The organism is Pseudogracilibacillus sp. SO30301A, assembly GCF_037072025.1.
Lineage (GTDB): Bacteria > Bacillota > Bacilli > Bacillales > Amphibacillaceae > Pseudogracilibacillus.
On record NZ_JAXHDD010000138.1, the window covers coordinates 1 to 1175 of the forward strand.

The 1175-nt window shown below is 29.2% G+C and carries 1 protein-coding gene and 2 pseudogenes; 2 read left to right on the forward strand and 1 reads right to left on the reverse strand.

Going from position 1 to position 1175, the window contains the following annotated elements; translation table 11 throughout:
* Positions 1-180: 180 nt before the first annotated feature.
* Positions 181-321 (forward strand): annotated as a pseudogene (locus SPD89_RS22805) (PadR family transcriptional regulator); the annotation flags it as partial.
* Between the two features lie 85 nt (positions 322-406).
* Here SPD89_RS22805 and SPD89_RS22810 read toward each other — a convergent pair.
* Positions 407-994, reverse strand: coding sequence for a LysE family transporter (locus tag SPD89_RS22810; RefSeq protein WP_336264238.1), 588 nt, complete (start codon positions 992-994; stop codon positions 407-409).
* A 115-nt stretch (positions 995-1109) separates the two neighbouring features.
* Here SPD89_RS22810 and SPD89_RS22815 point away from each other — a divergent pair.
* Positions 1110-1175 (forward strand): annotated as a pseudogene (locus SPD89_RS22815) (DNA-binding protein); the annotation flags it as partial.

Here is a 1175-nt window from a genome sequence, read left to right on the forward strand (position 1 = left end):
AAGGAAAGATTTTCTTAACAAGCTGAGTACATAAAACAAATAAATAAATCTAATGTCTAAACTCATTTCAAGCATAACATTTGAAATGGGTTTTTCTTATTGTTTTATACAGTTAGACTGTATAGTTGAATTTTAGCAATGGATTGTTGAATAATATGGATTTTAAATAAATATTAACCTTTGATAGAAACAACGTATTATATTTTATTATCCTTGTTTGAACTAGCTCACGGATATATTATGATGCAAAAAGTAGAACAATTAAGTAATCAGAAGGTGAGAATTGCTACTGAAACGATGTACGGGGTGATTGAAATTTTAAACTGTATTTGCAAAGTAAAAGGTAATATTTTGCTCAAGGAATTTTTAAAATAGGTTCAGCTAGATACTATGAATCACTCTCTATTTAATGCAAAGCAATGGAAATAGCGCTATATACCAATAGCAATGCCATAATTACATTAAATAGCATTCTATATTGTGACAGCGCCTTTTGAAAAAAAGAACCAAATAAACTCCAGCTTGCTGAACTTATTAACCCTATAAACCCTAAAAAAAGTGAAAAAATAACATAGCTAAAATAAGAGGTATAGTAAGGTAATATAAAGGTGGATACGACTGTAATACCGTACAAAATACCTTTTGGATTTATAAATTGCACCAACACCCCTATTACGAAAAGCTTTTTGTCACTATTCTCCCTTTGTTCACTGTTATTATCTATACTTAAGAGAACTTTATAGGCTAAATATAACATATAACTAACACCTAAAATGGTTAATGGCAACTCTATTTTAGGTAAGATATTGATAAGCAAAAGGTTAAATAAACTGCATATTAATGTCAGGATAAAAAAACCTGCTGCGACTCCAAGGCTGTATTCAATAGTTTTTTTAAATCCATATTTATTTGCAAATGACATTGCCATAAAGTTGTTGAGACCTGGTGTAAAACTGCTGACTAATACAAATAAAAGAAATGATAACAAAGGCATGATTAAAGCTCCTCTTCAGTTTTGTGTGTTATAATGTACATATTGATCAATATATTTTATGCGTTATAGTATATGAAACATATGTTAAAATGTAAAGCTTAGAGGAGTGATTCTTATGGAAGAAATCCAAATGATACTGGCGAGAAATTTAAAAGCGATAAGAGAAAAAGAGAAACTCAGT